The 25,779-nt window shown below is 60.8% G+C and carries 34 protein-coding genes and 1 tRNA gene; 12 read left to right on the top strand and 23 right to left on the bottom strand.

Going from position 1 to position 25,779, the window contains the following annotated elements; translation table 11 throughout:
- The first annotated feature begins 224 nt into the window (after positions 1-224).
- Positions 225-431 (top strand): YqaE/Pmp3 family membrane protein, encoded by a 207-nt coding sequence (locus NCN05_RS05960; protein WP_250397370.1) that lies wholly within the window; start codon positions 225-227, stop codon positions 429-431.
- Between the two features lie 8 nt (positions 432-439).
- Here the strand turns inward: NCN05_RS05960 and NCN05_RS05955 are convergent, their stop codons facing one another.
- The 3 genes from NCN05_RS05955 to NCN05_RS05945 form a co-directional block, all read right to left on the bottom strand.
- The gene (locus NCN05_RS05955; protein WP_250397369.1) at positions 440-1,648 is read right to left on the bottom strand and encodes a DUF389 domain-containing protein; all 1,209 of its coding nucleotides are present in this window, start codon (positions 1,646-1,648) and stop codon (positions 440-442) included.
- Positions 1,649-1,661: 13 nt separating this feature from the next.
- Complete coding sequence (locus NCN05_RS05950; RefSeq protein WP_115081715.1) at positions 1,662-2,456, bottom strand: prohibitin family protein; 795 nt, start codon at positions 2,454-2,456, stop codon at positions 1,662-1,664.
- A gap of 103 nt (positions 2,457-2,559) precedes the next feature.
- Positions 2,560-2,838: a hypothetical protein gene (locus tag NCN05_RS05945; protein WP_114988186.1), complete on the bottom strand. Its 279-nt coding sequence runs from the start codon at positions 2,836-2,838 to the stop codon at positions 2,560-2,562.
- A gap of 563 nt (positions 2,839-3,401) precedes the next feature.
- Here NCN05_RS05945 and NCN05_RS05940 point away from each other — a divergent pair.
- On the top strand, positions 3,402-3,695 hold the full coding sequence (locus NCN05_RS05940; protein WP_114988187.1) for a hypothetical protein: 294 nt from the start codon (positions 3,402-3,404) through the stop codon (positions 3,693-3,695).
- 6 nt (positions 3,696-3,701) lie between these two features.
- Here the strand turns inward: NCN05_RS05940 and NCN05_RS05935 are convergent, their stop codons facing one another.
- The gene (locus NCN05_RS05935; protein ID WP_115010336.1) at positions 3,702-3,998 is read right to left on the bottom strand and encodes a DUF8638 family protein; all 297 of its coding nucleotides are present in this window, start codon (positions 3,996-3,998) and stop codon (positions 3,702-3,704) included.
- 107 nt (positions 3,999-4,105) lie between these two features.
- On the opposite strand from NCN05_RS05935, the gene NCN05_RS05930 reads away from it, so the two are divergent.
- From NCN05_RS05930 to NCN05_RS05915, 4 genes are all read left to right on the top strand, one after another.
- On the top strand, positions 4,106-4,594 hold the full coding sequence (locus NCN05_RS05930; protein ID WP_244272429.1) for a cupin domain-containing protein: 489 nt from the start codon (positions 4,106-4,108) through the stop codon (positions 4,592-4,594).
- 155 nt (positions 4,595-4,749) lie between these two features.
- Complete coding sequence (locus NCN05_RS05925; protein ID WP_114988190.1) at positions 4,750-4,956, top strand: hypothetical protein; 207 nt, start codon at positions 4,750-4,752, stop codon at positions 4,954-4,956.
- 81 nt (positions 4,957-5,037) lie between these two features.
- On the top strand, positions 5,038-5,322 hold the full coding sequence (locus NCN05_RS05920) for a hypothetical protein (protein ID WP_250397368.1): 285 nt from the start codon (positions 5,038-5,040) through the stop codon (positions 5,320-5,322).
- A 326-nt stretch (positions 5,323-5,648) separates the two neighbouring features.
- Complete coding sequence (locus NCN05_RS05915; RefSeq protein ID WP_250397367.1) at positions 5,649-5,966, top strand: DUF3288 family protein; 318 nt, start codon at positions 5,649-5,651, stop codon at positions 5,964-5,966.
- A gap of 523 nt (positions 5,967-6,489) precedes the next feature.
- Here NCN05_RS05915 and NCN05_RS05910 read toward each other — a convergent pair.
- On the bottom strand, positions 6,490-6,693 hold the full coding sequence (locus tag NCN05_RS05910; RefSeq protein ID WP_250397366.1) for a hypothetical protein: 204 nt from the start codon (positions 6,691-6,693) through the stop codon (positions 6,490-6,492).
- 120 nt (positions 6,694-6,813) lie between these two features.
- On the bottom strand, positions 6,814-6,996 hold the full coding sequence (locus NCN05_RS05905) for a hypothetical protein (protein ID WP_114988193.1): 183 nt from the start codon (positions 6,994-6,996) through the stop codon (positions 6,814-6,816).
- Positions 6,997-7,124: 128 nt separating this feature from the next.
- Between NCN05_RS05905 and NCN05_RS05900 the strand changes: the two genes are divergently transcribed.
- Entirely contained in the window at positions 7,125-7,397 is a 273-nt protein-coding gene (locus tag NCN05_RS05900; RefSeq protein ID WP_250397365.1) for a DUF3303 domain-containing protein, read from the top strand.
- A gap of 96 nt (positions 7,398-7,493) precedes the next feature.
- On the opposite strand, the gene NCN05_RS05895 is transcribed toward NCN05_RS05900, so the two are convergent.
- Positions 7,494-7,567 (bottom strand) — tRNA-Arg (locus NCN05_RS05895).
- 89 nt (positions 7,568-7,656) lie between these two features.
- On the opposite strand from NCN05_RS05895, the gene NCN05_RS05890 reads away from it, so the two are divergent.
- Positions 7,657-8,367, top strand: coding sequence for a helix-turn-helix domain-containing protein (locus NCN05_RS05890; protein ID WP_250397364.1), 711 nt, complete (start codon positions 7,657-7,659; stop codon positions 8,365-8,367).
- Between the two features lie 33 nt (positions 8,368-8,400).
- On the opposite strand, the gene NCN05_RS05885 is transcribed toward NCN05_RS05890, so the two are convergent.
- Together NCN05_RS05885 and rsmI are read right to left on the bottom strand one after the other, a co-directional pair.
- Positions 8,401-8,637: a hypothetical protein gene (locus NCN05_RS05885; protein WP_115081645.1), complete on the bottom strand. Its 237-nt coding sequence runs from the start codon at positions 8,635-8,637 to the stop codon at positions 8,401-8,403.
- 19 nt (positions 8,638-8,656) lie between these two features.
- Positions 8,657-9,514 (bottom strand): 16S rRNA (cytidine(1402)-2'-O)-methyltransferase, encoded by an 858-nt coding sequence (gene rsmI, locus NCN05_RS05880; RefSeq protein ID WP_250397363.1) that lies wholly within the window; start codon positions 9,512-9,514, stop codon positions 8,657-8,659.
- Between the two features lie 26 nt (positions 9,515-9,540).
- Here rsmI and NCN05_RS05875 point away from each other — a divergent pair, with 26 nt between their 5' ends.
- Positions 9,541-10,458 (top strand): 3'(2'),5'-bisphosphate nucleotidase CysQ family protein, encoded by a 918-nt coding sequence (locus NCN05_RS05875; protein WP_250397386.1) that lies wholly within the window; start codon positions 9,541-9,543, stop codon positions 10,456-10,458.
- 7 nt (positions 10,459-10,465) lie between these two features.
- On the opposite strand, the gene NCN05_RS05870 is transcribed toward NCN05_RS05875, so the two are convergent.
- The 14 genes from NCN05_RS05870 to sppA form a co-directional block, all read right to left on the bottom strand.
- Positions 10,466-12,631 carry a polyribonucleotide nucleotidyltransferase gene (locus NCN05_RS05870; protein ID WP_188021730.1) on the bottom strand — a complete coding sequence of 722 codons (2,166 nt, stop codon included), beginning with the start codon at positions 12,629-12,631 and terminating at the stop codon, positions 10,466-10,468.
- A 107-nt stretch (positions 12,632-12,738) separates the two neighbouring features.
- Entirely contained in the window at positions 12,739-13,041 is a 303-nt protein-coding gene (gene rpsN, locus NCN05_RS05865; RefSeq protein WP_011363576.1) for a 30S ribosomal protein S14, read from the bottom strand.
- Between the two features lie 57 nt (positions 13,042-13,098).
- A complete protein-coding gene (locus NCN05_RS05860) occupies positions 13,099-14,181 on the bottom strand; it encodes a M50 family metallopeptidase (RefSeq protein WP_250397362.1) in 1,083 nt (360 codons plus the stop codon).
- Between the two features lie 24 nt (positions 14,182-14,205).
- Positions 14,206-15,483, bottom strand: coding sequence for a serine--tRNA ligase (gene serS, locus NCN05_RS05855; protein WP_250397361.1), 1,278 nt, complete (start codon positions 15,481-15,483; stop codon positions 14,206-14,208).
- A gap of 42 nt (positions 15,484-15,525) precedes the next feature.
- On the bottom strand, positions 15,526-15,687 hold the full coding sequence (locus NCN05_RS05850) for a hypothetical protein (protein WP_006852120.1): 162 nt from the start codon (positions 15,685-15,687) through the stop codon (positions 15,526-15,528).
- Between the two features lie 78 nt (positions 15,688-15,765).
- Positions 15,766-17,256 carry a Ycf46 family AAA ATPase gene (locus tag NCN05_RS05845; RefSeq protein WP_250397360.1) on the bottom strand — a complete coding sequence of 497 codons (1,491 nt, stop codon included), beginning with the start codon at positions 17,254-17,256 and terminating at the stop codon, positions 15,766-15,768.
- Positions 17,253-17,789 (bottom strand): YceD family protein, encoded by a 537-nt coding sequence (locus NCN05_RS05840; protein ID WP_250397359.1) that lies wholly within the window; start codon positions 17,787-17,789, stop codon positions 17,253-17,255. Before NCN05_RS05840 ends, NCN05_RS05845 begins: the two co-directional genes overlap by 4 nt.
- Positions 17,786-18,916: a membrane protein insertase YidC gene (gene yidC, locus NCN05_RS05835; RefSeq protein ID WP_250397358.1), complete on the bottom strand. Its 1,131-nt coding sequence runs from the start codon at positions 18,914-18,916 to the stop codon at positions 17,786-17,788. Before yidC ends, NCN05_RS05840 begins: the two co-directional genes overlap by 4 nt.
- Positions 18,917-18,972: 56 nt before the next feature.
- Entirely contained in the window at positions 18,973-19,380 is a 408-nt protein-coding gene (locus NCN05_RS05830; protein ID WP_250397357.1) for a PH domain-containing protein, read from the bottom strand.
- On the bottom strand, positions 19,377-19,763 hold the full coding sequence (locus tag NCN05_RS05825; protein WP_250397356.1) for a ribonuclease P protein component: 387 nt from the start codon (positions 19,761-19,763) through the stop codon (positions 19,377-19,379). The genes NCN05_RS05830 and NCN05_RS05825 overlap by 4 nt, the downstream gene beginning before the upstream one ends.
- A gap of 61 nt (positions 19,764-19,824) precedes the next feature.
- Entirely contained in the window at positions 19,825-19,962 is a 138-nt protein-coding gene (rpmH, locus tag NCN05_RS05820) for a 50S ribosomal protein L34 (RefSeq protein ID WP_011363584.1), read from the bottom strand.
- A 46-nt stretch (positions 19,963-20,008) separates the two neighbouring features.
- Positions 20,009-20,584 carry a DUF2808 domain-containing protein gene (locus tag NCN05_RS05815; protein WP_250397355.1) on the bottom strand — a complete coding sequence of 192 codons (576 nt, stop codon included), beginning with the start codon at positions 20,582-20,584 and terminating at the stop codon, positions 20,009-20,011.
- Between the two features lie 75 nt (positions 20,585-20,659).
- The gene (gene aroH, locus NCN05_RS05810) at positions 20,660-21,043 is read right to left on the bottom strand and encodes a chorismate mutase (protein ID WP_250397354.1); all 384 of its coding nucleotides are present in this window, start codon (positions 21,041-21,043) and stop codon (positions 20,660-20,662) included.
- Positions 21,040-21,852 carry a signal peptide peptidase SppA gene (gene sppA / locus NCN05_RS05805; protein WP_250397385.1) on the bottom strand — a complete coding sequence of 271 codons (813 nt, stop codon included), beginning with the start codon at positions 21,850-21,852 and terminating at the stop codon, positions 21,040-21,042. Before sppA ends, aroH begins: the two co-directional genes overlap by 4 nt.
- A 53-nt stretch (positions 21,853-21,905) precedes the next feature.
- On the opposite strand from sppA, the gene NCN05_RS05800 reads away from it, so the two are divergent.
- Genes NCN05_RS05800 through NCN05_RS05790 form a run of 3 tightly spaced genes read left to right on the top strand, consistent with a single transcriptional unit; the run spans position 21,906 to position 25,769 of the window.
- Positions 21,906-22,847 carry a DMT family transporter gene (locus NCN05_RS05800; RefSeq protein WP_250397353.1) on the top strand — a complete coding sequence of 314 codons (942 nt, stop codon included), beginning with the start codon at positions 21,906-21,908 and terminating at the stop codon, positions 22,845-22,847.
- Positions 22,844-23,953, top strand: a complete 1,110-nt coding sequence (locus tag NCN05_RS05795; RefSeq protein WP_250397352.1) for a glycosyltransferase — start codon at positions 22,844-22,846, stop codon at positions 23,951-23,953. Before NCN05_RS05800 ends, NCN05_RS05795 begins: the two co-directional genes overlap by 4 nt.
- On the top strand, positions 23,928-25,769 hold the full coding sequence (locus NCN05_RS05790; RefSeq protein ID WP_250397351.1) for an ArnT family glycosyltransferase: 1,842 nt from the start codon (positions 23,928-23,930) through the stop codon (positions 25,767-25,769). The genes NCN05_RS05795 and NCN05_RS05790 overlap by 26 nt, the downstream gene beginning before the upstream one ends.
- The last annotated feature ends 10 nt before the right edge of the window (positions 25,770-25,779 follow it).

Genomic DNA, 25,779 nt, shown 5'->3' with positions numbered 1-25,779 from the left:
ACTCCTGTGGCTCTGCAGGCTCCTGCCATCGGTTGATCTGGAATCAACCTGTTCCCTTCGGAACAGCAAAAACGATTCAGATCAACTGAATCGGAAAGCCCCCTCCTCGGAGGGGGCTTTTTGTTGTGCTTTCAGACTTGAGCTCCAATCAACCATCAACAGAGAGGAGCCATCTGTGCGTTAGGTGGTGATGGCAAAGACAAGGGCACCCCCGTGCTCCTCTGATGACCTGCGGCGACATCTTTCGGATCATCATTGCCCTGTTCATGCCCCCTCTGGGCGTCTTCACTCAGGTGGGATTGACGCAGCCCTTTTGGATCAACCTGGTGATCTATCTCTTTGCCGTTGGTGGCCTTGGGTTCCCAGTGTTGTTTGGCATGTGGCCAGCCGCTGTGACTCACGCCCTGTTTGTCATCCTGACCCGCAAATAAATCGCGTTTCAGCAATCTGGCTCTGAACAGATTTCAGCTACGGCTGAATCTTCTGCTTGAACTTTTGGTTCATCTTCAAGCGCCTGTGGCGGTGCTTGGCTTGTATCCGCTTCGTTGAAGATTTGCTCGAGGTCAACCTCAAGGTCCACTTCATTGCCTTCCACCACGCTCACGTTGATGCGTTGCACCTGCATCTGCAGTTCAAGGCCAGGGAACTGCCCTGAAAGTCTGCTGTTGATCGTGTCTTGAATGTTCTGAACCTGTTTGTAACTCGGCTTGGGGTCGAGTGATCGCACCACCACCAGGAAACTTGGGGCTTGATTTTGTTCCCAGTAGTCAGGCCAGTCGAAGACAACCTTTTCCAGTTTCAGGGCGTCGTTGGCGCCAAAGGTCAACGTCTCATTCTTCAGGTAGTAGCGGATCTCAGATTCAATCTGTTTTTGGGCCACCTCCCGATTGAGCCTGTATCGGTATTGCTCATACCTGCCATACAGTTTTTGACCCACCACCACGGCCAAACCCAATGCCAACAGCACGGGTAAGCGTGAGCGGCGGCGGCGCCTGAGTTTGTCGCGGAAGTACGGCTCACGAATCGCCAGCACCGTGATCCCGCCAATCAGAATTCCAAGCAAGTTGGCGGCATAGAGCAGTGCAGGACCCTGGGCGCTGCTGATGTCTGGCCCGGAGAGCATCAATCCCATCACGCACACCGGCGGCACCAAGGCCACGGCAATCGCCGTGCCGGCCATCGAACTCACGGCCCCAGGGTTGACCTTGGCGTAGGTCGCGATGGCACCTGCCGCCAAGGCAATTCCCAGATCAAATGTGTTGGGCTCAAGTCGGGCGACGATCTGTTCCGGCAAGGCCTCGACCACAAGCAAGCCCTGACTGCGTGCGATGAGGCCCAATGCCATCGACAGGATCAAGGTGATCCCTGCTCCGGCGACAAGGGTGATCAGTGATCGTGACAACAGCCTGGCCTGCCCGATCAGGATCGCGAACACCGTCACCCGCAGCGGCAGGATCCACGGCGCCACAACCATGGCCCCAATGATCACCGCATTGTTGTCGGCGACCAAACCCAGGCTGGCGATCAGGCTGGCGCCAACCGTCAGAACGATGAAGGATTCGTTCAGCCGTGCTTCACCGTCGTAACTGCGGCGCAGTTCTTCGAGACGATCTTTGTCTTCGAGAAGCGATTGTTGATCAACAATCACGGCTGGCGTTATTTCAGCTGCGTCGCCCCACAATTACTGGAGGTGTGCTGGCGTTGCTGCCCGGAAGGGCCGGTACCACCTCCGTTTGCCCATCCCATTTGTCGAGGAAAAGCTTGTAGAGCACCTGATCGTCCAGGCTGCGGTTGAGGGTGTCGTAGCGCAGGGCTTCCTGCTCAGCGATTTTCACTTCGGTCTGGGCGCGGAGCAGTTGCTGCTCTGCGATCTGTTTCTGTTCAATAGCAGCGCGATATTCCTCTGCGATCTGCAGGCCTGTGAGGTCGAGACCGCGCACTTCCACATAATCAAATTTGTCGAGTTCTTCGGCGACCGTGCGCTCCACCAGGGCGGAGATGTCGTTCCATTCGGTGGCAATGGTGACGAGCTCGTACTGGGAGAAGACCGACTTCAGGGCTTTCAGCAATGACGGCTGAATGATGCGGGGGTAGATCTCGCGATCGTTGCCGGCGATCGTTCTGTAGATCCGTCCGGCTTCGTTGGGGCGAACGGCGTATTTCACGGTTGCGGTGGCTTCGATCACCTGGAGGTCTTTGGTGAGGGTGGCAAATTCCTCCGGTTTGACCTGGGTGCGCACATCAAAGGGATACACCGATTGAATGAACGGCACCTTGAGATTGAGGCCCGGGAGTCTCGATCCTCCGCTCACCTTGCCCAAGGTGGTGACCACGGCAACCTTGCCGGCCGGAACGATGAACAGAGCCTGCCCCAACAACAGCAGCGCGCTGAGAACGACGGCAACCACCACGGCGAGGCTATTGGCGGGATCGTTGATCCGTCGTGGGGTTTGCATGATGGGCCGAGATCCTGACTCGATGATGTCGGGTTTGCTCGTGGGCCGTTGGCTTAAGGCCCGGTTCTCCGCCAAACCGACATCATCAGGATCCGACGGATGCCTAGTTCAACCAAAGCGATTTAAAGGCTCTTGGGTATGAATCGCGCATGCTCATCGAGGTCTCGCGGATGAAGGTGATGCACGCCTTGGATCCGTCGAACACTTTCGCTTTGATCATCATCTGCATGGCTTGCTGAAGCGTTTTTCCTTGTCCCAGGCTGGTGTCGATGATTTTCACCGCTTCGGCCGGTTCACAAGGACCCAGCTCAAGAGCGCCTGCTGAAGACGGGAGCACGCTCAGAGCAATCGCTAGCAGCAGCAATCCGTTCAGGGCACGCATCTGGTCGAGATCTTGTGTTGCTGCACGGAGCCTATGGCGTAGATCTCAGTCTTGCCTGACAAAGTTGTTGGTTTGATTTCACTGGCCTGGGTCATCAGACCTGAATCAGTTTCTCCAGTTCACTGAGATGAGTCAGATCCGTGAACAAAGTTGTGCAGATGTGGCTTGCCTCTTCTGCATGGACATGCTCCTTGGCCATGTGAGCTCTGCAGACAGGGCTGCCTTGTCGTGGGAGAAGGCATAAAAAAACCTCCGTTAAACGGAGGAATAAGCCAAGTAATCCCCATCACCCGACTTATCAATAAGTGTAGTGCTTCTCGTCAAGTTTCTGCAGCTGATCCGCTAGATGTGGTGGATTGAATTTCACAAAACACCGTCTGGTGGCAGCTTATCCACAGGAAGGTGGAAAACCTTGGCAGTCTGTGTTGTCGCCATTTCTTCAAAAGGCCTGCAATCACTGGTTCGTTCGGGTAAGCTGTGGATATCCCCATCACCCGGCCGCCCATATGAGGCGGCTTTTTTGTGCCTGGGCTGCCAGTGTGGTCCCGTATTCCACAAGCCCTATGACGGTGAACCGGGAGCAGGCCAGGGATGCGCTGGCGACACTTCTCGAGGTTTTCGCGGGGCCGAACTACTCGGGCGCATTGCGTGATGGTGATCTCACCACCCGCCTTGAGCGATGCACTGGCTGGGTGAAGGCTGAAGCCTCTGAGGCGGCATCTCTGATCGAATCATGCGTCCCCCATGGCAAGCCGATGCTTGCTCAGGCTCAGCAACGCCTGGCTGTTCTGGAATCGTTGAAGACGTTGCAGGCGGTTGCCGTCAACCATTTCGGCCCCCTCGACGATCCCAGCTAAGGCGCGTCAGTCGCGACGTAGCCAAGGCGAAGCATTGCTGAACCAGTCGCCGAGATCATCTTCTGGATGCTCAGGGTCGTCTGGATGACGTCGCCCCAGGTCGAGATCGGCCATCAAGCCGTCGAGGCCTTGTTGTGTGCCTTCCCGTTGAAAGCGTTGCGCTCTGCTCACCCACGTGCTCACGCTGCGATCGCGTTCGGCAAATTTTTGAAGGTAGACGCGTTCCTGGAGTGACACGAACTCACCCTGCGCCAGGCGGCTGCAGATGTTTTGCAGTTTCAAGCGTGTCGACGTGGTCAGCATGATCGGTTCACCTTTTTCAGGTGATAGGGAGTTCCGACCCTGCCGTCAGTGGCCGAAGGCACCATTTGTCGCGCGGGTGCATGGGCTGGTTTTCATATCCTGACGGGATGGATCATGAGGAAACCCAGAGCCTGACGCCGATTGCATCGGACTCGCCTTGGCTGGAGCGCTGTGGCACCTTGTTGCGTCCGCAGAGTGATCCTGCATTGTTCGGTTCAGCGGACGCAGATCTGTATTTCGCTGCAGACGGTCAACCGCGCTTTTACGTGATGCGGATCCGCCGCCGGCCTCCTGTGCTCAAGTCGATGACGCGGCACCATCGCGTGAGTCAGTGTCTGGGGTCTGCCGATGCCCAGCCCTGGTGGCTGGCCATGGCCCCTTCCACGGATTCCGGCTGTCCGCCCCCCGCATCCTCGATCGCTCTGATCAAGTTTCAGGCCGGTGAAGCCTTCAAGCTGCATCCGGGAACGTGGCATGCAGGCCCTTTTGTTCAGGAGCAATCAGCGCTCTTTTTTAACCTTGAATTGAGAACGACCAACGAAGACGACCACAATTCGCTCGCATTGGCGCAGCTTTTGCGGTTGAACTTGATTTAATTGCCTCTGGCTGTAACGGGATGAACAGCGCAACTCGGCCTGGCTGCCCTATACTTATTTTGTAGCAACCGCTACAAACGTTCACTTCGCTACACAGCGAAGCGCAGTTCGACTCAGGGCATGGAACGGGGCCTGAGCTTTCTACGAGGAACACCATGAATGCTCTTCAGCTTCTGAAGGAGCGTGAGCTGCGCGTGCAGCTCCGCAACAGCTCCAAAAAGGCCGTGGCTCGCGGATCTGAATCCGGCGACTACACCTCTGCACATCTCTCTCCCGTCAAGCTGGCGAAAGAGAAGGTGGCTCCAACTCAGTTGAAATACCGAGGAGTGACCTACGAAGCCATGCGTGCCAATTGGCTCTGACTCCTGTTTCACTAAACAGATGAAGCCCCACTTCGGTGGGGCTTTTTGTTTGGATGGACTGATTGTGTGTGCAAGTCGACAGTGGCCTTTGATGTTGCGACCACCGGGTCAATGTCGTATCTGGATGTAAGGGATCAACTGCCATCGATTGATCCAGAAAATCTTTCCCCGCAGGACGTTCTGACCATTCTCCTGCATCTGTTCCAGCAGCAGCCCGGGTTCGTTGACCGTGGCCATGAGGTCAATAATAAAGAAACAGCTTGGGTGAATGGCTTTCTCTTTCGTCTTCAAAATGATGCCTCAGCTGAGCGTCTTTCTATTGTGGAAGTTGGTTCCAGTGTCGACAAAATCTCGGCTTTGCGCTGATTACAACAGCTGATCAAGCGATCCCAACGAGTTTCTGTTGATCCTGCACAGAACGCACGTGCTCCTCGAGCCTTTGTTCAGTTTGAGTCAGGCGCATGTTTGCGGTTCAAGAGCTAACAGTTGATGGTTGGTCCAATCGTGCCGAACACGCTTCCAAAGATAATGCCTTCTGGCATGCCCGTGCCCGTAGTGATGCTGATGGGCACACGTATCGGCTGATCAGCGAGGAAAAGCATGTTGTCTGCCTGCTCACAAGTCGTGGGTCTGAGTGCTGGGAGCTCGACTGATCTTCTGCTCTGCTCGCCCTGTTCAGGCATGATCGGTGGATGACCGACGACACGCAGCAAACCCATCCGCTTTACGCCATCGATCGTGACCAGATCGATGCTGTGTTGGGTCATGGGGGCGAACCAGGCCCGCAGCAGTTGACAACGATTGCTGCATTATTTTCGCGATATGCGGATTTTCCTGGCGCTGAAGATATTCGTGATGATCTGCAGAAATGTCTCACGCTATGGGGACTTTCGCGCGACGAGTTGAATCTCAAGACGCGTCAAATCTGGGAGAGTGGCTGGCGGCCTGGGCAGGATCCTGGGGCTGAAGGTGTTGGTTCCGGGGCCGATGTGGAGGATGCAGATGCTTGATGCTTGCCTGCATGGCTCTTCCCTTAACTGTTTAAACGTGAGCCCGAGATGAGAGCGGGCTGGTGTTGTTTCATGGGTGATTAGCCAAAGAGGAAGGCCGCCCTTCCCGGTGGAAAGACGGCCTAACTCGCTCGTTTGTGCATCGTTCAACCCATCACTTCAGCTAGGGAAAGAAAGGGTCGAAGCGTCTGGCTCGAGGCGCCCTGGGGCCATGGACTCGAGTGTTGGGTCGTTTTCTCCGAGGGCACCTGAGACGGTGCAAGTGGAGCGTCGATTGGCGTGGCGGACCATTGCGTGCCCACCAAAGGACCAACCCAGGTCATTGTTGAGACTGTTGGAGCAGGGGCCAGAAAGTCAGTCTGCTTCTACGGTCTGCTGGGGTGGAGTGTCGTCCGTCATGGGCTCCTCCGATCTCGATGACCATAGTTTTGTGCCTTAGGGGCACAAAGTCATCAGCATTAAGGCGCATTGCCTTGAGGGCCTGAACGATTGATTGTTGGGGTGGCGTGCCTTTCAGTTGGTTTCAATCCTCGGGCTGGTTCTCGACGCGCCTTGATGCCCGTTCTTCCGTTGTGAGGTATTCCTCGATGAGGGGGGAGTGTTCGCCCCGCTGAACGGCGGCGATCTCCCGTTCGATGTTCTGAATGAACAGCTCGTTCCCGTTCCGCTTGGCCACCGCAAGCACACGTTCGAGGCGTTCCAGTTCCGCCCGCTGCTCGTTATTCATCCCATGAAACCTCAGTGATTCCCCACGCTGGCAGGGTTGGATCAAGAACGCTGAACAAGCTGGCCTGACGTGTTGCTGAACTCGCTGGAGTTTGGCTCTGAGGCTGATGTCAAAACCCGCTTATGCAGCCTCTGATTCCTCCTCCTCATAAAGAGCCTTGAGCTGATCGAGCTCAACCATCAGATATTGAATTTCAAGCCAGTCCGTCGAAAGGTCAATGGCGGTTTCCAGGCGGTCAATCTGACGCTTAAGAAGCTCCGGCATTCCGCCATCTGGCTGCATGGCTCCCATGTAACCGCGCATGACGCTGGATGCAAGACGACTGCTGATGACGATTGAGGGAAGGGCTTGCAGCGATCTATCTCGCCGTGTTCGCTCTCACAGACAAGCTGTTTGGCCTGTGGGAATGTTCGCTCGCTTCAACACCTTCCATGACCTTTTTGATGCACTGGTCGTTCAAGACCGGCTACCACGAAATCGCTGCCAAGAAGTTTCTGGCAACGGGTGCGCCTTTCCCTGAGAGCAAGTCCTGGAAGCGTTGGCACGCACCGGGTTCTGTTGAGGGCTGGATTCTCGTGGAGGCAGAAAATGCCGATGCCTGTTACGAGCACGCCGCGGAGTGGGCCGAGTGCCTCGACTGGGAGGTCACCCCAGTGCTGTCAGATGAGCAAGCTGGCCCCCTCATCGCCAAGGCCTACAGCTGATCGTTTGATCTGATCGGAGCCCCTCACACTCCGAGGGGCTCCACAACCCGTTTGAACCATTCCGAGACTTATTCGTTGGAGTGGCTTCGTCGTAGACGCCCCCTGATGGATTCGAACCATCGACCGACTGCTTAGAAGGCAGTTGCTCTATCCAGCTGAGCTAAGGGAGCAAGCGCCCACATCTTGGCAGGCTGCTTCGAGGCAGGCTGGATTTGGAAGCCTTGCGCCACCTAAGGTGATGGGCTCTTGATCTGCATCCATGGCCCCGCGTCGTCTCAGCGACAGCGAGAAGCAGGATCTGGTCGGTCGTTACAAGGCCGGCGAGTCGACATCAGCTTTGGCAGAGGCCTTTGGCTGCAGCCCTAACACCGTGAGTCGCACGGTGAAAGCACTGTTGCCAGCTGATGCTTATGCCGCGCTGAAGGCCAGCAGGCAAAAAGGGCTGGCGACTCCTCCTCCGCCAACCGTCACTCAGGTGGAAGAACCAGAGGCTGACTCCCTCAAGGAAGACGACAGCAGCCTGGCCCTGGATGACGCGGATGACTTCGGCGAAGACTCTGATGAGGAGCTCGCCGAAGACGATGACAACGGCAGCGTTGAAACGTTCACGGAGCTTGTTCCCCTGCTTGGGGTGGGAGATCTCAGTGATCGCCCAATGAATCAAGCCCAACCGTTCAGTGTCGACCTGCTGCCGGACAGCGCTTACATGCTGGTCGACAAGGTGGTCGAGCTGGATGCGCGCCCCCTCAAGGAGTTCCCCGAGTTGGGCCTCCTTGACGATGCCGAGCAGGAACGGCAGGGGTTGTGCCTGTTTGCCAGCCCCCGCGCGGCCAAGCGCCTGTGCGGGCGGAGTCAGCGGGTGATCAAGGTTCCTGATACGGCTGTCTTTCAGCGCACCAGCAGTTACCTGTTGGCCAGGGGCATTACACGACTGGTGCTGGACGGAACCTTGATTGCGCTGGACGCCTGAGCACCGTCGCTGATTGCTTTTGCCTGATTGCTCTTAATCGAAGCGATCGCGTTGATCGGGAAGCAAAACGGCCGTTGCGGTTCCGCCGCTGATCACCCCGATCACCATCGCAATCCCCACGAGAAAACCCGTGGGAAGAGGCACTGATCGCTGCCCCCCGAGTTGGAGCGTGTGGCGATCCTGAAGGTTCTGGGCTCCAAGGCAGAGCAGCAGCAGCAGCAGCAGGCCACCGCCAAAGCTGATCAGCAGAAGACGCAGGCGAATCAACACAGCACAACCGTCGACGGGCTCAGTTTGACGTGCCCTGGTGCAAGAGGGCATACAGGCGTCGTCTGGACAGCCCTGTGGTCTGGGCCAGTTGACGTGCAGCGTCACTGGCGCTTGCACCCTCGTCCTGCAACGCCTGCAGCTGCCTGAGCAGCTCATCGTCGTTGGGTTCTTCCACGTTCTGCGACGGTGCTCCCCCCAGCACAATCGTGCATTCCCCCTGGGGTTGGTGCTGCTGAAAGTGCAGCAGGGCGCGATCCACCGTCGGCCCCACCTGCTCTTCATGGCGTTTGGTCAGTTCCCGTGCCACCTGCAGAGGACGTTCTCCTCCGCAGTGGTGCTGGAGTTCTTCGAGCAACGTGATCAGGCGGTGCGGCGCTTCGTACAGCACCGTTGTGCGGGGTTCATGGCTGATGGCTTCGAGGCGGGCCCGCCGTTCCTTGCCTTTGGCCGGCAGAAATCCTTCGAAGCAGAAGCGTCCGCTGGGCAGGCCACTGCTCACCAGAGCAGTGGTGGCGGCGCAGGGGCCAGGGATGCAGATCACGGGATGGCCGGCCTGGTGCGCTGCGGCCACCAGCTCTTCACCGGGGTCGCTGATGCCCGGCAGCCCGGCATCACTGATCACCGCCAGGCTTTGCCCCTCCGCCAGCAGATCCAGCAGTTGGGGCACGCGGGTGCGGGTGTTGTGCTGATGAAAGGACAGCTTGCGGCCGCCCGCTCCAAGGCTGCTGAGCAGCTGTCCGCTATGCCGGGTGTCTTCACAGGCGATCACATCGACGCTGCGGAGCAAGTCACGGGCGCGTGGTGACAGGTCCCCCAGATGACCAATGGGAGTGCCCACCAGATAAAGGCTGCCGCCGCTTGGTTCATCCCGCTGCATCACAATGGCGAGCGCCTCTGTTGATCATGATGCCCAGCTCTGCCGTCCTCCCCGCTGGCGTTGACAAGGAGGCTCTGCTGACGGAATTGCGTCGCTTGAGTTGGGGTGCCGCCGACATCCTGCGGGCCTATGCCCGCGGCGAGCAGCCTCCGCATGGTTTCCCCAAGGCGTTAAGTGTCGATGAAGGCGGAGAGGGCCCCGTCTCTGCAGCTGATCTGGCCGTGAACAAGTGGTTGCTGGATGGGCTGTCGGCCGCGTTCCCCAAGGCCGACTGGACGCTGCTCAGCGAGGAGACCGCCAAGGAGCAGCTCACGGAAGGCCAACCGCTGCCGGCGGAGTGGCTGTGGATTCTCGATCCCCTGGATGGCACCAAGGATTTCCTGCAGGGCACAGGCGAATACGCCGTTCATCTGGCCCTGGTGCGCGACAAGCGACCGGTGATGGGCGTTGTGCTTCTGCCGGAAGCCGATGAACTTTGGATCGGCATCGTTGGTGAGGGTGCCTGGTGTGAAGACCGTCAGGGTGAGCGGTCGCCGGTTCGCTTCAGCGACAGAACCGAGGTTTCAGATCTGATCCTGGTGGCCAGCCGCAGCCACCGCGATGACCGTTTGGTCAAGCTCATTGATGCCCTCAATCTCGGCGGTTCCAAAGCCGTGGGCAGCGTTGGCTTCAAGGTGGCCACGATCCTGAGAGGCGAAACCGACCTCTACGTTTCCCTCTCCGGCAAGAGCGCTCCCAAGGATTGGGACATGGCTGCTCCGGAGGCGGTGTTGCTGGCGGCCGGTGGTCGTTTCACCCATGCCGATCAAGCCGACCTCACGTACAACACCGGCGATGTGCGTCAGGCGGGCTGTCTGATCGCCAGTCATGGAAAAGCCCACGCCGAGCTCGGAGAGCGTGCGACGCGGGTCATGGCCGAGATCGATCCCGGCTTTCAGGTCTGAGACCTGATCAGCTGAGCGGTGCCACCGGGGTGGGTTGAGGCTCCACTTCGGCGGCATCGCCGGCCTGGGGCACGCCCCGCAGGGTGAGGTTGATGCGGCCGCGGTTGTCGATTTCGCGCACCCGCACGGTCACCTCGTCGCCCACCTTCACCACGTCTTCGACCTTCTCGACGCGAGCTTCGGAGAGCTGCGAGATGTGGATCATGCCTTCCTTGCCAGGGAGGATCTCCACGAAGGCGCCGATCGGGATGATCCGGGTGATCGAACCGGAGAACACCTCACCCTCGTTCACCTTGCGGGTCAGGCCTTCGATGATCTTCTGGGCTTCTTCAGCCGCAGCACCATCGTGGGACGCGATGGTCACGATGCCACCGTCCTCGATGTCGATCTTGGTGTTGGTGCGCTCGGTGATGCCCTTGATCGTGCGTCCACCGGGGCCAATCACGGTGCCGATCAGCTCGGGATCAATCCGGAAACTGAGCAGACGTGGGGCATGGGGAGACAGGTTGTCGCGAGGGGTGTCGATCGCCTCGAGCATCTTCTCGAGGATGTGGAGCCGTGCCGGACGTGCCTGGTTGACGGCTTCAGCCACCGTCTTCACCGAGAGGCCGGTGATCTTCATGTCCATCTGCAGGGCGGTGATGCCCTTTTCGCTGCCGGCCACCTTGAAGTCCATGTCGCCGAGGAAGTCCTCGATGCCTTGGATGTCGGTGAGGATCCGCACCTCATCGCCCTCTTTGATCAGACCCATGGCTGCGCCACTCACCGGAGCCTTCAGAGGCACACCGGCATCCATCAGCGACAGGGTGCTGCCGCAGACGGAACCCATCGAGGTGGAGCCATTGGAGCTGAGCACTTCGCTCACAACACGCACCACGTAGGGGAAGGTGTCCTTCTCGGGAAGCACCGGAAGAATGGCGCGTTCGGCCAGGGCGCCATGGCCGATCTCACGACGACCGGGAGAGCGCATCGGCCGCGTTTCACCGACGGAGTAGGGAGGGAAGTTGTAGTGGTGCAGGTACAGCTTCTCGGTGTTGGGATGGAGGTCGTCCATCTCCTGGGCATCGCTGGGGGTGCCCAGGGTTGCGGTGGAGAGCACCTGGGTGAGTCCGCGTTGGAACAGACCTGAACCATGCACCCGGCGCGGCAGGACGCCGGCCATGGCGCTGATCTGGCGAACCTCGTCGAGGCCGCGTCCATCCACACGCTTGCCGTCTTTGAGAATCTGCTGGCGCATCAACTTCTTGGTCAGCGCCTTGAAGCTGTTGCCGAGCAGTTTCGGGCTGCTGGCCAGGGCTTGGCGAACGGCATGGTCGTCCTTCAGACCTGCGATGGTCTCGGACACTTCGCCCTTCACGGTTTCCAGGGCTGTGTCCCGCTCGTCCTTGCTCTGATCAAATTTGCTGAGGACAGCGCTGATCGCCTTGGTGCACTGCTTCTCGAGATAGGCAGGAACAGTGCTGTCTTCCTCCGGCTTCTCCGGCTTCACCTGGGTGATGCCCAGATCCTTTAGCAGCTGTTCCTGTGCCTTGATCAGTTCGCAGATCGCTTCGTAGCCGAAATCAATCGCCTCGATCACGTCTTGCTCAGGCAGCTGGTTGGCGCCGGCCTCAACCATCACCACGCCGTCAGGGGTGCCGGCGACCACCAGGTCCAGATCACCCCGTTCGATCTCGCGATAACTCGGGTTCAGCACGAAGTCATCCCCGAGCAGACCCACCCGCACGGCGGCCATCGGGCCGTTGAAGGGGATGCCCGCCAGCAGCGTGGCAATCGATGCGCCCGTCACCGCAAGAACATCAGCGGGGACCCGCTCATCAAGGGACAGGCAGGTGGCCACCACTTGCAGGTCGTCGCGCAGCCAGCTGGGGAACAGTGGCCGCATCGGGCGGTCAATCAGTCGGGCCGTGAGCGTGGCCCGTTCGGGGGGGCGGCTCTCACGACGCATGTAGCTGCCGGGAATGCGGCCAGCTGCATAAAGCCGCTCCTCGTAATCGCAGATCAGCGGCAGGAAATCAATGCCTTCTCGTCCGCCTGAACGGGTTGCGGTCACAAGCACGGCGGTGTCGCCACACTCCACCAAGACGGATCCTCCCGCCTGAGGGGCGAAGCGCCCGGTGGTCAGTCGAATCTCGCGTCCGTCAAAGGAGATCGACTGGGTTTGTCCTTGCACGACGTCTTATGTCCTTTTGTCAATCCCAAGTCTGACATTTCATGGCTGCTCTTCACAAGAAAGGGGAGGCCAAGCCTCCCCCTCACGACGCCATGGCGACAAGCTGATCACCAGCTGGACTTGACCACGCCGGGCAGTTCACCTTTGTGGGCGCGCTCACGCAGCTGGTTACGGCAGAGACCGAAATCGCGATAGACGCCGCGGGGCTTGCCGGTGGCCCAGCAGCGGTTGCGCACACGGATGCGTGCGCTGTTGCGGGGCAGAGCCTGAATCTTGCGATGGATTTCCAGGCGATCCATCGGATCTTCGGCTGCGTTGAAGGCTGCCATCAGTGCTGCGCGCTTGGCCGCATAGCGCTCAACCGTTTTCTTGCGCTTCACATCGCGAGCGATCATCGACTTCTTGGCCATGCAGCTGAGGGCAGCGAGTGAACGAATCGTCAACGATACATGGGCGCCATCACCTTCCTACCGACCCATCAATTGCTGGACCACCGGTAGCTGGCTGGTGTCACGCACGATCAGCACAAGCGTGAGCCCCACCAACAAAAGAAAACCGGATTGCACGAAGGCCATTTGGATCCGTTCGGACACCGGACGCCCCCGAACGGATTGAATCGCCAGCATCATCATCTGCCAGCCATCGAGCAGCGGCAGCGGCAGTGAATTGAGCACCGCCAGATTGATGGAGATCAGGGCTGAGAAGAGCACCAACCCGGATCCCCCCTGCTGGCTGAGCTGAGCTCCCATCTCAACGATCTTGACGGGGCCACTCACCTGCCCCGCCGTGGCGCGGAAGTTGGTCAGGAGGCCGGCGTAGCCACGCACGGTTTGCTGCAGCATTTGGCTGAATTGCGAGCCGGTGGTGAGCACCAGTTCACCGGGATTGCGCACGGGGCGCATCTCCCCACTGATGTTGGCCTGCAGCTGGGCGCCGATTTTTCCTGTGCCCTCTTGATCGTCGGGGATGAGTTCAAGGGTGGACGTCTTGTCTCCTCGCTTTCGCTCCACAAGGATGGCTCGCTCGGGTGCTGCTTTCACATCCCGAACCATCGCTTCAACGCCCCGTTGTCCTGCAGCAATGGGTTGGGCATTCAGGCTGAGGATCTGGTCACCGGCACGAAGCCCGGAGCGGGCGGCAGCGCCACCCGGTTGCACCTGCACCACCAGAACCCCCGGATCCGGCGCAGCGGGAACGCCCACAAACGCTGCCTGAGCGAACAGCACCACCAGTGCCAAGGCCAGGTTGGCCAACACCCCCGCAGCCACCACCAGGGCTTGCTGGGGGATGGGCCGGTTGCGCAGCAGATCCGGATCATCAGCCGGGATCGTGCTCTCCTTATCGTCGTCAGGGAAGGCGACGAAACCACCCAGGGGCAGCAGCCGCAGGGCATAGGTCACCCCACGCCGTTGACGCTTGATCAGGGCCGGGCCAAAGCCAATGGAAAAACCGCTGACGCGGATGCCCTGGAGAGTGGCAGCGAGGAAATGGCCGGCCTCATGCACCACGATCAGCAGGGCGAGCACCAGAAGGGCGGCCAACACGTTCATATGTCCGTCAGGAGTCCAGTCGGATCATTCTGGCTGGAGTCGCTCGCGGCCGACGTAGGGCACCAGCGCTTTGGGCAGCAGGACGCTGCCGTCGGGCTGTTGGCCGTTCTCCAACAGGGCCGCCATGGTTCTGCCGACGGCCAGGCCACTGCCGTTCAGGGTGTGAACCAACTTTGTGGCCTTGCCCTCCTTGGTGCGAATGGAGGACCGTCGCGCCTGGAAATCGCCACAGACGCTGCAACTGGAGATTTCCCGGTAAGCCCCCGCCCCCGGCAGCCACACCTCCAGGTCGTAGGTCCGGCGGGCGGAAAAGCCGAGGTCGGCGGTGCAGAGGTCCAAGACCCGATAGGGCAGCTCCAGCGCCTGAAGCACGGCCTCTGCATCGGCCGTGATCTGTTGGTGCGCCTCTTCGGAGTGATCGGGGTGCACAAACCAGTACAGCTCCACCTTGTTGAATTGGTGCAGGCGGATCAGGCCACGGGTGTCGCGGCCGTAGCTGCCGGCCTCACGGCGGAAGCAGGGGCTGTAGGCGGCATAGCGCAGGGGCAGTTGATCTGCCGGGATGATTTCATCCCGGTGCAGGGAGGTCACGGGCACCTCAGCGGTCGGTGTCAGCCAGAGGTCGTCCTCCGCGCAACGGAAGCTTTCCTCGGCGAACTTGGGCAGTTGTCCTGATCCGGTGAGGCTGGCGCTGTTCACCAGCACAGGGGGCAGCACCTCGCGGTAGCCCTTGCTCGTGTGGAGGTCGAGCATGAAATTGATCAGGCCACGCTCCAGCCGTGCCCCCTGGCCCATCAGCGTGACAAAACGGCTCTGCGCGATGCGGACGGAGCGCTCGGTGTCGAACAGCTGTAACCGCTCAGCGATCTGCCAGTGCTCGTCGAGGTTGTCATCAACCCGAGGGGTTCCCCAGCGGCGCACTTCAACGTTGTCGTCTTCGCTGCGTCCATCAGGGCAGGCCTCTGAAGGGAGGTTGGGGAACCCCAGCAGCTGCTGCTTGAGCTCACTGGAGAGCTGCTTTTCCTCCTCCTCCAGCACCGCCACCTTCTGCTTGATGGCATTGCCCTGTTGGCGGAGTTCGGCGACCTCGTCGCCCTTGGGATCAGCGCCCGACTTGATGCGTTGGCCAACCTCCTTGCCGATCCGGTTGCCTTCCGCCTGCAAGCCGCTGCGTTGTTGCTCCAGATCGCGCTGCTGCTGGGCAATCAGCTGCAGTTTGCTGAGATCAACAGCCTTACCTCGTCGCCCCAGTTGCTGGGCGATCGTTTCGGGGTTGTCACGCACAAGGCGCTGATCGAGCACGGTTTCAGGGGCGTCAGCGCCGGCAGCCTATGGCAGTCCGTTTCAGAGCACCTGGCCGACCATCACCGCCGCGATGCCCGAGAACAGGGTGATGCCAAGGGCGGTGAGGGGGCTTTGCCCCTGGGCCACGGCCATGGTCGTGATCACACCGGCACCAAGGCAGGCCACGCAGAGCTGAGTGGCGATGTCGTTGCGGCTCTCCACGTTGGTCCTGCTGTTGTTGGGACCGTAGGGAGCGCGCCGGCCAGCGCCTTACTCAAGGCGGGCGTTCGTTACGCCGCGTCAGGCTTCGTTACCTGCAGCAATAGAGGCGGGGCGGGCACGGCCGCCGGCAGCCCACTGCTTCAGCCGCTCGAGCTGTTCGCTGGCGGTGCGGGAGAGGGGGATGAGCTGGGAGGCCGCTCCAATCAGATCAGGCTCCGTCAACTCACGGTTGTCGGCGAAGGCCAGGTGCATCGCTTCGATCACGGTCTGCTCCAGCTCGGCACCTGAAAAGCCCTCACTGCGACTCACCACCGTGTCCAGGGGAAGCTTCAGCCCCGGTCGTCTCCGTTCCAGATGCAGCTCAAGAATGCTGTGGCGCTCAGCGCTGCTGGGCAGATCGAGCATGAAGATCTCATCGAAACGTCCCTTGCGCAGCAGCTCCGGTGGCAGCTTCTCAACGCCGTTGGCGGTGGCCACCACGAACACCGGTGACTGTTTCTCCGCCATCCAGGTGAGCACGTTGGCCAGAACCCTCTGGGTTGTGCCGCCGTCACTGCGGCCATCCCCGCCGAAGCCCTTGTCGATCTCATCGATCCAGAGCACGCAGGGTGCCATGGCTTCAGCCCGTTGGATCATCTCGCGGGTGCGTGCCTCGCTGGCCCCCACCAAGCCCGCGAACAGCCGCCCCACATCCAGCCGTAACAAGGGCATTGACCAACTGCAGGCAATGGCCTTGGCCGTGAGTGATTTGCCGGTGCCTTGAGGACCCACGAGCAGGACGCCACGGGGCAGAGGCAGTCCGAAACGCCGGGCATCTTCCGAGAAGGCCCGGTGCCGTTGGTTCAGCCAGGTCTTGAGACCATCGAGGCCTCCGATGGCTTCGGTGCCCGCATCGCTGCGACAGAACTCCAGCACCTCACTGCGGGCAATCGTCTGGCGTTTTTCGTCCAGAACGTCCTGCAGATCCTCAGATCCCAACTGGCCGCGGCGGGCCAGGGCCCGGGCGGCCACCTGGCGTACACGCATCTCGCTGAGCCCGCTGCAGGCCTGAGCCAATTCATCCAGGACAGGAGCTGGCAGGGGGCTGCCGCTGCTGGTGCCGATGCTGCTGATCAGCCGACGCAGGTCGTTGTTGTCGGGAAGGGGGAGATCGAGAAGCGTGAGGCTTTCTTCCAGATCACCGGGGGGGGTCCATTGCCCGCAGCACAACACCAGGGTGTGCGGTGTGCTGCGCAGCGATCCTTCGAGATTGCGCAGCATCCGGGCAACGCCCGGGTCATCGCAGAAACGATGAAAATCCTTGGCCAGCAAAAGGGTTGGGCTGCCCGCATCCCGTTGCTGGAGCCACTGCAGCATGGCCATCGGTTGACGGCTCCCCTGGCCGTCGGCATTCACCGGACCGCTGATGCCATCGATGAAATTCCAGCAGACCAGCTGGCGTGCAAGCCGCTGAGCGGCTTCTCCCAGCAGGCTCTCCACCCGGGCTTCTTCATTGCTCCGCACCCAGATCAGGGGTGTGCGCGCACGCACCAGAAGGTCGATCTGATGTCCCCACGTGGCACTGCTCATGGCTGATCGATCTGCTGCTGAAGCTGCTGCAGGGCCTGCCAGCGGGGATCCACAGCCTTTGTCTTGGTGTCTGGGATCACGGGCTGCTGCTGGAGGCCTGGTGGGCCTGGGCAGTGGTCACCGCAGTGGTTGACGACCGGCAACAGCAGGTTGAGCTGTTCGAAGGCCCATTGCTGGGGGTCAAATTGACCGCGTGGATCGAGAACATCCACCAGCCCTTCCATTTCGGCCACCTCTCCGGAAAGCTCCAGCTCGTCGGCCGTCGGTTGCTCGTTTCCCAGCCAGATCAGCTCGGAAGGCGTGCAGCTGAGCTTCTGATTGAACTGATTCAGGCAGCGATCGCAGCAGAGGGTGACGATCGTGTTGAGTCTCCCCTCAACCGCCAAGACGTTGCCGCGGTGCTCTGCGGAAACATGGCCTCGCACTGGTGTGAGCGAGGGCAGCTCATCGAGCTCACCCTCAACCTCCCAGACTTTCGCGGTGCCGAGGGCCCGGAGCTCCTGGAGGGGAACAGGCTCCAGTGCCTCGATCACTTGCCCTTCGGTTCAAAGGGCAGGCGTGAGCCGCCTGAGGTGGCAGAGACCGTGACTGTTTTCTGGGCCATTTGCTGATCCAGAATTTTCTGCAGGTTGTCGGGCAATGCCTCTTTCGTGAGGATGAAGGTTTGCAGGCCTTGGAAGATGTTGGCGATCAGCATGTAGAGCAGAACGCCGGCGGGGAGTGGGAAGAACAAGAACATCCCCGTGATCATCACCGGGGTGATTTTGTTGGCCGTGGCCTGCTGAGGGTTGGCAGGCATACCCATGCCCGACAGCAGTTGGGAGATGAACAGGGTGATGCCGAAGCCGGCAACGAGAATGGCGATGTCCCAGTTGATGGCACCGTCGGCATAGAAGCCGACCTGGCCCAGGGCTTTGATGAACAGGAAGCCGCTGCGGGCTGCCAGGCCCGGAATCTTCGCTTCAACGGTGGCATCACCAGCGGCGAGGGCCGTGATCGTGCCGTCCTTGCTGACGCTGACGATGTCATCACCTTTGGTCACGGCCCATGTGGGGGCGAAGCGTCCAGGGTTCTCAACATCCGTGAGCACGTCGCTGAAAGCGCGGCCGTCCTTCGTATGAAGGTTCACGGTGGCGCTGTCGCCAACGCCGATCTTGGTGCCCCGCGGCAGGCTGGCGATCACCGGCACATGGTCGGTTTCACCAATGAAGATGGAATGGCTGGCGCTGTTGAACGGTTTGGGTTCAACGGCAGCGATCTGGTCTGCCGGCAACACCTTCATGTTCAAGGTGTAGGGGACGTCGGCGAACGGTGACCCCCGCAGGGTTGCAAACAGTGCAAACAGGATCGGCATCTGCACCAGCAGCGGCAGGCATCCCGCCAGGGGGCTGCCGAATTCCTTCATCACATTGCCCAGCTCCTCCTGCTGTTTCTGAGGATTGTTGGCATACCGGCTTTTGATCTCAGCCTGACGTTTCTGAATCACCGGTTGGGCGATGCGCATGCGCCGAGCGCTGCGAATCGATCCTGCGCTCAGGGGGTAGAGCGCGATCCGGATCACGAGGGTGAGGGCGACGATGGCCAGGCCATAGCTCGGAACCAATCCGTAGAAGAAGTCCAGGATTGGAATCAGCAGGTTGTCGGAGATGTATCCGATCACGTTGAAGAAACGGGGGGGCGGGACGTTGTGAGGCCAGTGTGCATGAACAGCTGCAATCAGGCGGCGAAACCTTCAGTGCTTTTCTCTTGGGCTTTGGTCCCGCGGCTGCTGATGCGTTCGAGGATGTAGGCCTCAACTTCCCGGAATCGGGGCATCGAGCGCAGTTCGAGCCTGGCGCCGTCCTTGAGCACCAACACCATGTCTCCCCAGGCACCAAAGCCCCGGGGCACGGTGCGCACTTCGCTGATCTGTGAATACACCACCTGGGTTTTGTCTTTGCCCATCCAGCCCCCCGTCACCGAGATGCGGCGACTGGTGATGCGGAAGCGCAGCCAAAGGGCCCGAACAACAGCTCCGATGGTGAAGGGAAGGCCGATCAGCGTGAAGCCAAGCAGGATGTTGAAGATCAGATCCCCGCGGGCTGGTCCACCGTCGTAGTGGACATCTTCCTGAATGCTGGTCATGGATCCAGTCCGGCGCTTCTCAGAAGACTGTCGCATTCTTCGAGCAACTGTGTGGGTTCGGCTTCCGCGGCTTCCGGGCGAAGACTGATCAACAACCACCGTCCCGCCAGGTCGTTTCGCTGTTCAAAACGAAGACGCAGGTGATCGTGCAGAAGCCGCCTGAGGCGGTTCCGCTTGACGGAACGCTTGCTCACCTTGTTGCTGATCACCAGGGCGCAGCGGCAGGTTCTTTCCTGGATGCCCCGCAACTCCCGGCGAAGCAAGTTGGAATCACCTGCAGCAACGCGCAGAACCATCAAGGTTCCGTGTTGGCGCTTGGAAGACCGGTGCAAACGGTTGAAGCATCGATGCCCGCGCAATCGCATGGAGGCGGGAAGGACCATCAACCAATCCTGTTTGGGGATGCCGAGGCTGGGATGAATCCTCTGGATTCATCCCACACCATCAAGCGGCGAGGCGAGCGCGGCCACGCTTGCGGCGCGTGCGGATCACGCGACGGCCGGTGTGGGAGCGCATCCGTACACGGAAACCCGAGACGCGCTTCCTCTTGCGGTTTGTTCCCCCGAGGGTGCGCTTGGTCATGGACGTCTCCTGGCTACCGGCCGATCTGAGTCTGGGATTTTATCAGTCAGTCCACATCGATCAGCCAGCTGCCGCGGTAGCCGGACATCGGCACATCGCCGGGGGCCTGCACCAGGGCGTTGAACTGATACATGCGCTTCCCCTGGGGGTTGAACAGCTTGATGTGAAGCGAGTAGTCCCCGTCTGAAGGCAGCGGCGTGTCGGGGAAGACCACGATTTCTGTTTGGTCTTTGTTGACCTCGATCACCGCCGGGATCTCTTCGAGGCACTTGCTGCGGCGCATCATGCTGCCAACGCTGGTGCGGCAAATGCGCATGCGGTGGGGCTTGAGCTTGGCGTCGAAGTAGTCCGGAACGGTGACGGTGAGTTTGAGAATCGCGGTCTTGCGATCCTTTTCGCGCAGGGTGAGGTACCACTCCGAGCGGTCGTTTTCGATGCTGGAGGTTTGGTAGTAGTACAGCTTCCGGTAGTCCCGGTCGTTGTCCCAGCGGAATTCCATCAGCCCCGGTGTGCCCTGGGCGTGGGCGATCTGCTCGGGAGTTCCGGTGAGTGCTGAGCCCATCAACAGAGCTGCAGCGGTGCCGGCTCCAGCAAGCAAGCGTCTGATGGTGGAACGGGCCATGGGAAGGATCTTGATGATGGGATTCTCCTGAGTCCAACCAGTGGGGGGTGATCTCAGGGGTCGGAGGCTGATCTGTCAGTTGTGACCAGATCTGTCTGGACGGAGCCGCTGTGCGTCGCCCTGATAAGGATGCACGGGTAGCCGGTCCTGTGGGATCCAGGCGTGGGCCAGAACACGGATGCAGCGGGGGAGGTCGCCTTGAACAGCCATTTGCTGGCAATCCAGCAAAGCCACCGTGTCCCAGCCGGGCCGCCGTCGTGCAATGGCCGCCGGAAAACAGGCGTCGAGATCGGCGGTGACCGAGAAGGTCACCGACACCAGCTGATCGGGGGTCAGATCATTGCGATCGACAAGGGCGTCAATCAGGGCACTGACCGCCGCATGGATGGCCTCCGTGCTGTTCTCCGTGCAGGTGGTGGCCCCGCGCAGGCCTCTCAGAACAAGGGGTGAGCTGGTCATGGGCGGTATAGCCAAAGCACCTGACCGCTCCCCATCAATTCAATCGAGAGTCGCTGCTGCAGTTGATGCAGGAGCTGGGACCCAGGCAGCAAGCCACTGAGCTTGCGGCGTTGCTTGCCCAGGGTGACGGGGCGAATGTCGTCCGCGTCGAGATCGGCCAGTTGCGCCGCGAGGCGACGGGCATGGTCTTCGTCGCCGAGTTCATCCACCAAGCCCAGCGCCTGTGCCTGTTCTCCGCTGAACACCCGTCCATCGGCGAAGCGCTTCACCGTTTCCAGCTCAAGGTTTCGTCCCTGCGCCACAACACCAACGAACTGGCCATAGCTGCTGTCGATCAGCTCCTGAAGCAATGCACGTTCGGCATCGCTCAGCGGACGATCCGGGGAAAGGATGTCCTTGAACGGACCGCTCTTCACCGTGTCGAAGCGAATCCCGATCTTTTCGAACACCCGTGAGAGGTCGTTGCCCCGCAGGATCACCCCGATGGAACCGGTGATCGTGCCGGGATTGGCGACGATTTTCTCCGCAGCCACACCGATGTAGACGCCGCCGGAGGCGGAGATGTTGCCGAAGCTGGCCACCACGCGACAGCCCTGTTCCCGGAGCCGCAGCAGGGCTGAATGAATTTCCTGGCTGTCTCCAACCGTGCCGCCGGGGCTGTCAATGCGCAGCAGCAGTGCTGGAAATTCCCTTTGCTTCACTTCCCGCAGCGCTTTGAGCACCCGCTTCCGCGTGGCACCGGTGATGGGGCCATCAACAACGATGCGCGCCATCCGTCGTCGGGATTTTCGCCGCCAGGGCCAGATCATGTTGCGCATCTGCATCGCTCCAGATCTTAAAAAGAGCACCCCAGCGCCCATCCATGCCGTCGTTGCGACTCTGGTTTCTGATGGTGTTGCCCTTCGCGCTCTGGGGAACGGCGATGACCGCCATGGCGCCATTGCTCGCCAGTGCAGGGCCTTGGCTGGTTGCTGGCTTACGCCTTGTGCCCGCCGGTTTGGCTCTTCTGATCTGGGGGCAGTGCACCGGCCGAGGCCTGGCGATCGATTCCCGTGATCGGCCTTGGTTCCTCCTGTTCACCCTGGTGGATGCCACCTTGTTTCAAGGCCTGTTGGCGCGGGGGTTGGAGGGCACAGGCGCGGGTCTCGGTTCCGTCCTGATTGATTGCCAACCTCTGTTGGTGGCCCTGATGGCACGCGCGTTGTTCATGGAGTCGATCAATCCCATCGGCTGGATGGGGCTGGCCATCGGTTTGGCTGGAATCGTCTGCATCGGACTGCCCGCCGAGCTTCTGGGGCACTGGTGGTTGCTGGCGGATCCGCCGGTACTGCAGCAGTTGTTTCAGCCCGGTGAGGGCTGGATGTTGCTGGCGGCCGTCGCCATGGCAGCTGGGACGGTGTTGATTCGCTTTGCCTCACGCCACAGTGATCCGGTCAGCGTTACGGCCTGGCACATGGTGCTGGGGGGACTTCCCTTGCTTGGGGTTCATGCCCTGCAGCGCACGGATGCCGGCTTGGCCTGGACGGCAACGGACTGGGCGCGCATGGGGTACGCAAGTTTGCTCGGAAGCGCCCTGGCCTACGGATTGTTCTTCTGGTTCGCCAATCAGCGCGATCTCACCAGTTTCAGCAGCCTTGGATTTCTCACCCCTGTGTTTGCCTTGGCCACCGGAGGTTGGTTGCTGGGAGAGCGCCTTGATCTGCTCCAGTGGATTGGTGTTGTGATGGTGCTCGTGTCGGTGATCTTCGTGAGTCAACGTCGCCGGTTCTGGGAGCCGCTGCCGCTTGCGGACCCCTCCTCATGACGGAGTCCCCGCTTCACCTCGTCATCGTCAATACGCCCATCGGGGCCCTCGGTAGTGGTGAGGGTGGAGGTGTGGAGCTCACCCTCCGATCCTTGGTGCAGGGATTGGTGCGGCGTGGCCACAGGCTCACGGTTGTGGCCGCCAAGGGCTCCACACTCCCCGTCGACTGCAGCGGAGTTGAGTTGCTGGAGGTGGAGGGTGTGAACCAGCCCAGCTGGCAGCACGCCGCCGAGCATGCGCCGGTCGAAATTCCCCGTAATGGGCTTCTGCCGGCTCTCTGGGAGGCCGCGCTCGATGTGGGTCAGTCCGCCGACGCCGTGATCAACGGTGGCTACGACTGGTTGCCGCTGTGGCTGACGCAACGGGTCAGCGCCAGGCTCTTTCATCTCGTGAGCATGGGGGATGTGGCTGCGGTGATGCGCGATGTGATCGAAGCCGTCGCCGCCTGGGATCCCCGTCGCCTTGCTTTTCACACCCACCGCCAGGCCGCTGATTTCCGGCTGCCTTCTCTGCCCAGTGTTGTGGGCAACGGATTTGATCTCAGCAACTACACCTTCCAAGGGCAGACCAATGGCCCATTGGGTTGGGCGGGCCGCATCGCTCCGGAAAAGGGGCTGGAGGATGCTGCTGCTGCCGCTGCCGCCCTGGGTGAACAGCTTCTGGTTTGGGGGCTGCGTGAGGACGACGCCTATGCGCGGCAGGTCGAGTCGAGTGTTCCCAAGGGCACGATCGACTGGCGTGGATTTCGATCCACCCGGGAGCTGCAGCAGGAGATGGGCCACTGCCGCGCTCTGATCAACACACCGAAATGGAATGAGGCTTACGGCAATGTTGTGGTTGAAGCCCTTGCCTGTGGTGTTCCGGTCGTCGCCTATGACCGTGGTGGACCAGGGGAGCTGATCTGTTCCGGTCGCACAGGCTGGTTGGTGCCGCCCGACGATGTTGCTGCCCTCACGGAGGCGCTTCGGCGCGTCGACAGCATTGAGCGCTCCCTCTGCCGCAGCTGGGCTGAAGAGCACGCCTCCTGTCAGGTCTTCAGTCAGCGTGTGGAAGCGTGGGTTCGAACAGGACTGACGGCGGATGTCAGCATCAACCGCAGGAGCTGAGGGTCCCTTGCCGGTCAATGTTTCAGGACGCCAGCGACGCCAGGTTCTGGCACTTGTGCTGACCCTGGGACTCTTTATCACCTTTTGGCGGTTGGGATCCACCGGTGTGGTGGATGAAACTCCGCCGTTGTTTGCCGCAGCCGGACGGGCCATGGCTGACACCGGCGATTGGCTGACGCCTCGGGTGAACGGCTTGCCCCGTTACGACAAACCGCCCCTGGTGTACTGGCTGATGGGGTTCGGTTATGCCTGGCCCGGACGCGAGGTTTGGGATCCTCTCGGCAGTTGGGCGGCACGGCTTCCTTCCGCCCTGGCCACGCTCGGACTGATGCTTGGCCTCGCCGATACGGTGCTGCGCTGGCCGTTCTCCGGCGATGCCCGTCCGCGTTTGACGGCACTGATTGCACCGCTGGCCTTTGCCTTCTCGCCGCTGGTGCTCGTCTGGAGCCGCACCGCGGTGAGTGATGCCCTGCTGTGTGGCCTGCTGAGTCTCAGCCTGTTGCTGCAGTGGAGGCGTTTTGCCGCCCCCCAAGAGGTGGCCTGGTGGCCAGCCTGGGTGATCCTCGGATTCGCAGTGCTGGCCAAGGGGCCTGTTGCTGTGGTGCTGTCAGGTCTCGCTCTGCTGATGTTTGGAGCGTTGCGACGGGATCTTGTTCAACCCTGGCGGCGGTTGCGCCCGCTGCCCGGGTTGCTGATCACCGCTCTGATCAGCCTTCCCTGGTATGCCCTGGAGTTGCTGGTGGAAGGACAGCCCTTCTGGGACAGCTTTTTCGGCTACCACAACCTTCAACGCTTCACCTCCGTGGTGAACGATCACCTGCAGCCCTGGTGGTTTTTCGGCCCGGTGATGCTCGTGGCTGCCTTGCCCTTCACGCCCTACCTGCTGATTGGCCTGGCACGGGTGCCCCGATCTCGGATCGCTCCGGAGCATTCGTTGCATCAATTCGCAGCGTGCTGGCTGTTGGCGGTGCTGCTGCTGTTCACCACCGCAGCCACCAAGCTCCCCAGTTATTGGTTGCCCGCCACCCCCGCGGCGGCCCTGTTGGTGGCCCAGGCCACGGTCAGCTCCACGGTGGGCTCTTCGCGCTGGCAACGGATGGCCTGGGCAACTTGCCTGGCCTTGATCGCCGTCCTGGCTGCTGGGTTCTGGCTGGGATCGCTCTGGGTTCCCTTGATCGAGGATCCAGAGATGCCGACGCTGTCGGTGGATTTGCTCGCCAGCGGTTTGTTGAAGTGGGCTGCGGTCTGGTTCGGCGCTGCAGCCGTGCTTGGAGCCGGTCTGTTGCTTCAGCGTCGTGCTGCCGCCCAGGCCATGCTGGCCATGCAGGGCTGTCTGCTCGGATTTCATCTCACGGCTCTGGTTCCCATCGCTGAACTCGCCGATCGTCTGCGTCAGCAGCCCGTGCGTGACGCGGCCTCGCTGATGCTGTCGCAACAGCGCCGTGGAGAGCCCATGGTCATGGTTGGCGCCATGAAGCCATCCCTGCACTTCTATACAGGCCAAGTGATCCTCTACGAAGGCCAATCCGATGGTGCATTGGTCAACATTGCGGATCGCCTGGCCCATGAACAGCGCCGCGGCTGGAGTGGATATCCCCTCGGGAGCCCCGGTGCCTCCAGAACCGTGCTGGTGCTGATCGACCGCGGCACGGCAGAACGGGATCATTGGAGGAACCTGCAGCCTGAGCTGCTGGGACAGATCGGGATCTACGATGTGTGGCGTCTGGACCGCAATCGCCTTGAGCAACGGGCACAAACCCTAATGGCTGATGGCGTCGATGCCGATTGGTGGGAGCCGCGTCCGGAGCGCTATTGAGTTATGGAGC

It is taken from the genome of Synechococcus sp. MU1651, assembly GCF_023630635.1.
Taxonomy (GTDB): Bacteria; Cyanobacteriota; Cyanobacteriia; order PCC-6307; family Cyanobiaceae; genus Parasynechococcus.
The sequence above is the reverse complement of the archived record's forward strand: the minus strand, read 5'-3'. Positions and strand labels throughout refer to the sequence as shown.